Genomic DNA, 5,219 nt, shown 5'->3' with positions numbered 1-5,219 from the left:
TGCATCGGTTTCTGTATCCGAATCAGTGTCTACGTCCGAGTCGGTTTCTGTATCAGAATCAGTGTCAACGTCTGAATCAGTCTCAGCGTCTGCATCGGTTTCTGTATCCGAATCAGTGTCTACGTCCGAGTCGGTTTCTGTATCAGAATCAGTGTCAACGTCTGAATCAGTTTCTGTATCTGAGTCAGCATCAGCCTCTGAGTCGGCCTCTACATCAGAATCAGTCTCAACCTCTGAATCGGTATCGACGTCTGAGTCAGTCTCAACATCAGAATCAGTTTCAGAATCCGAGTCAGTATCAGAAAGTCAGTCAATTTCAACGTCTGAATCAGTGTCAGCGTCTGAGTCGGTTTCAACGTCCGAATCAGTCTCGACTTCTGAATCGGCATCAACTTCCGAATCAGTTTCAACGTCCGAATCAGTATCAGCGTCTGAGTCAGTTTCAACCTCTGAATCAGTATCGACATCTGAGTCAGTCTCAGTCTCTGAGTCAGTATCTACGTCCGAATCAGCGTCAGCCTTTGAATCTGAGTCGGTATCAGCATCAGAATCAGCCTCTGCTTCTGAATCAGTTTCAACATCAGAATCAGTCTCAGAGTCCGAATCAGTTTCAACATCTGAATCGGTTTCTGTATCAGAATCAATCTCGACATCAGAATCATTGTCAGCATCGTTGAGCACTTCAGTATCAGAAAGTCAGTCAGTTTCTACTTCAGTTTCAGTCTCAACATCTGAGTCAGTTTCAGTCTCTGAATCATTGTCAGCCTCTGAGTCGGTTTCAACATCGGAATCAACTTCTGCGTCTGAGTCAGCCTCAACGTCTGAATCAGTGTCTACTTCTGAATCACTTTCAACGTCTGAATCAATCTCGACATCAGAATCATTGTCAGCATCGTTGAGCAATTCAGTATCAGAAAGCCAGTCAGTCTCTACTTCGGTTTCAGTTTCGATGTCAGTATCTGTATCTGAGTCAGCATCGACATCGGAGTCAGTTTCAACGTCCGAATCAGTGTCAGCGTCTGAGTCAGTATCAACATCCGAATCAGTCTCAACCTCTGAGTCGGTCTCAGCATCCGAATCAGTCTCAACCTCTGAGTCGGTCTCAGCATCCGAATCAGTCTCAACCTCTGAGTCGGTCTCAGCATCCGAATCAGTTTCAACGTCTGAATCTTCATCGACGTCTGAATCAGTATCAGCCTCAGAATCAGTATCTACATCAGAATCAGTATCTACATCTGAATCAGTTTCAACGTCTGAATCAGTTTCAACGTCTGAATCAGTTTCAACGTCTGAATCAGTATCTACATCTGAATCAGTGTCAACATCCGAATCAGTCTCAGCGTCTGAATCGGTATCGACGTCAGAGTCAGTCTCGACGTCAGAGTCAGTCTCCACGTCTGAATCAGTTTCAACTTCTGAATCGGTCTCAACCTCTGAGTCAGTTTCAGCGTCTGAATCAGCATCAACGTCCGAGTCAGTTTCTACCTCTGAGTCAGCATCTGCGTCCGAGTCAGTGTCTGCATCAGAATCGGCATCTACTTCAGTTTCAGTTTCGACATCAGAGTCGGCGTCTACGTCCGAATCAGCATCTGCATCTGAGTCAGTGTCAACGTCTGAATCGGTATCAGCATCAGAATCAGTGTCAGTGTCTGAATCGGTTTCAACATCAGAATCAGTCTCTACGTCCGAATCAGTTTCTGTATCTGAATCATTGTCAGCCTCTGCGTCCGAGTCAGCGTCTACCTCAGAATCAGTTTCGACATCCGAGTCAGTCTCAACATCTGAATCAATCTCGACCTCCGAATCATTGTCAGCATCGTTGAGCAGTTCAGTATCAGCAAGCCAGTCAGTCTCTACTTCGCTTTCAGTTTCGACATCAGTATCTGCATCTGAGTCAGCATCATTGAGTACCTCTGCACCTGAATCAACTTCAACATCAGTAATTACTTCAGTTTCAGTGAGTCAATCACAATCAGGATCGACATCTGGTAGCGGTTCATACTCTAATTCAATGAGCCAATCAATTTCTCATTCAGAGTCATTGTCTGCATCAGAATCAGCAAGTGGATCACAAAAACACAGCCAATCTGTGGCCCTTCCAAATACTGGCGAAACAGGATCTGTAACATCAGCTCTTCTCGGAGTAGTTACAGGGTTAGCTGGAATTGCTGGACTTACCCGACGTAAAAAGAAAGGGAACTGATCTAGTAGGAAAAATCATTTTTTCGAGTGAATCTCATAGGAGATTCACTTTTTTTCTAGTAGAATGAGGTGTTTTTAATGTGTTACAAAAAAATTTGAAAATTAAACAATAATATAGAAGTTTTTTGTAGCAAATTACTTGAATCTACGTAGTATTCCTGTATAATTAATAATGACTACAATGTAAGGGGAATATCATGCAATTTAAGCGTTCAAAAGGAAACTTTCGTGAAACAGATCGTGTCGTACGCTTCAAATTAATTAAATCAGGAAAAAATTGGCTTCGGGCATCAACGGCTGCTCTAGGCCTCTTTCGCGTGGTGCGTGGGCAAGTGGAGGAGACCATCATTGCCAACGTACAGCAAGATCAAATAGAAAGTCAAAAGCATAACCAAGCCTTCTTAAAAGGTTTGATTACGGTAGGGACTGTTTTTGGTGGTGCTGTGATTGCTACGACTGCTAAGGCGGAGGATGCAACATCACTTGCACCAACGGTTTCTGAGACAAAAGAGGAAACCTTGGCAGAAGCAGATAGTGTGGTCTTAGCGAAAACCTCAAGCCAGCCTTCAGAATCCAGCTCTGTTTCAGAATCAACTAGTTTTTCTACATCTGAGAGTGCGTCTGCTTCGATCAGTGAATCCACGTCTTTATCTTTGAGCGAAGTTGGATCAACTGCATTATCAACAGCACTTAGCGAGTCTACCCAAGCTCTAGAGTCAGAAGCAGGTATTGAAGAGCCAACTAGTTTAGAAGAAGCCACTGTTTTAGAACAAAATACCTCTGAAGCTGAATTGCTTCAAGAAATTGCAGGGAATTACGCATCTAAAATGACGGACACTGATCGCCGAGCAGTGGTCGAAGCGGTCATTAACAAAGTGCAGGCTGAAGTGGCTGCAAGCAATAACTTGATCCACACCAATGCCAGTGCGCAAGCTTATGCTGACCAGCGCGATCGTTTGGAGAAAGCTGTCGATGAGATGATGACGACCTTGACAGCTGCAGGTTTTGTGGGAAATACGAATATAGATGGGAAACCTGCGATCTCTGCTCAGTTGGCTCCTCTAGCTGAAGAAACATACTTGGCTGATGATGTATTGGATATGAGCCCGAACCCAGAAGATCCCAATGGTGCGAGTGTAGAAGATCCTACACTTGACACACCAGGATATGCTAAGGATCCTCATCTAGATAAAGATCTTTTAAGATTTTCGCCTGAAGAGTTGAAAAATTTTTTAGGTGAACCCTACACCAATCGTTATACATTTGGTATTTGGGACTTTGTGAATAAACAAGGAGAGTCACTTGGTTACTATGCGACCATGTCGATTGATATCAGTGAGATAGACCCGGAAAAGCATAAGGCAATGGATGTTTATTTCCGCATTGTTCGGAAATCAGATGGGGCTGAAATTTTTTCACAAACTGTATCTCCAGAAGGACATGGCCAAGATATTCAATTACCAAAAGAAGTACTGATTGGTCAAGCTCCCCTTGGGAACAAGGTTTTTAATTCGGAACCTACTACAGGTAATGGAACCTTTGGAATGCTAACGAATTTTATTCCGGAACAGGCTTTCTTATTCCGGAGTATTTATGATGTCATGACGCCTGAGAATCAGGGGCAATTGATTAGGACGTATCCTAGTATCAAAATTCCATCTATGATGGGACAACAATCGACCTTCTATAGAGAAGTGGACCCGAATGGTAGATGGTTTAATGGGCAATATGAACCAACGGGGAAAGAAAGATCCTTACTAGAGTATAGAATCTACGGATTGGAAGGCCAGCATTATACAGCTTCCAATCCACGCGAATTTCCTGGTTATGTACAGGTCCCAGCGCATACCGTGTTCCCGAATCGTAAAAGTGGGGTGTTCGATAATAGTAAGAATGGGAAATCAAGAATTGAACTATTAGGGGATGCGCGTGAGCATTTCATTAAAAGTGAAGTTGTCACCCTTAATCAAAATGGTGATTATTCTCTTCGCTACTATGTTTTAGATCCTTCTAAAATCCATGATGTTAGTAGTGGTGATGTAGGAAACGCTAAGGTAACCGATGTATATACACTTGTTTATGAAAAAGAATTTAAACAAGATAGTACGGATAACCTTTCAGATTTAGGTGGAACTCGTAAAGTTGAAAGTAAAAACAAGGATTATTTCCTGAATGTTACACCAAAACGAATAGATTACCAACATTTTGAGTTGGATATTACAGGTTGGTTCTCTAGTAAGGAGACAGTTACATACACTGATGAGAAAACAGGAATAGAATATACTGTTCCAAAACCATTCACGGAACTTCCAAAATCAGCCTACCTCGATAAAAATACGACCATGGTCGTTGGAGAAGATGCAACACCTCAAGGAGCAGATGGTTTTTCCAACTTCAAACAAACGATCAAAAAAATAGTAGATTCATATCCCTTAACGAGTGTGAATTATTACTATCGGAAGATGACACCGTCAGAATCTGCTTCACAATCTCAAAACTTCTCGATTTCAACTTCAGAGTCACTAGTTTCAGAATCCATTTCATCTTCTCAATCTGTTTCGGTCAGTGAGTCCGTTTCCTTGTCACAAGCATCTAGCTTCGCCAGTCAATCAGATTCACAGGTTTCAACCTCGATTTCCTTGTCACAATCTGTATCGACAAGCGAATCCAACTCGTTGGTTCAGGAATCGATCTCCACTAGTCAGTCGGAGTCTCTAGTCCAAGAGTCGGTTTCAGCCAGTCAATCAGATTCCTTGATTAAAGAATCCGTATCTGCCAGCCAGTCTGATTCGTTGGTTCAGGCCTCTGTTTCAGCAAGTCAGTCAGAATCCTTAATTCAGGCATCAGTTTCTGCAAGTCAATCAGAATCCTTGGTTCAAGAATCAGTTTCGGCCAGCCAATCAGACTCATTGATTCAAGAATCAGTTTCTGCAAGTGAGTCAGACTCGTTGGTTCAAGAGTCAGTTTCTGCGAGCCAATCCGAGTCGTTGGTACAAAAATCAGTTTCCGCGAGTCAG

Annotated in this window: 2 protein-coding genes; both read left to right on the top strand. The window is 42.8% G+C overall.

Going from position 1 to position 5,219, the window contains the following annotated elements; genetic code table 11:
* The coding region (locus tag ACESR9_RS06260; protein ID WP_373106107.1) for an LPXTG cell wall anchor domain-containing protein at positions 1–2,203 on the top strand (2,203 nt) is incomplete at its 5' end.
* A gap of 196 nt (positions 2,204–2,399) precedes the next feature.
* Positions 2,400–5,219 (top strand): accessory Sec-dependent serine-rich glycoprotein adhesin (locus ACESR9_RS06255; protein WP_373106076.1); only part of this gene is annotated, 2,820 nt, incomplete at its 3' end.

Source organism: Streptococcus parasanguinis (assembly GCF_964238605.1).
GTDB lineage: Bacteria > Bacillota > Bacilli > Lactobacillales > Streptococcaceae > Streptococcus > Streptococcus parasanguinis_AJ.
The sequence above is the reverse complement of the archived record's forward strand: the minus strand, read 5'-3'. Positions and strand labels throughout refer to the sequence as shown.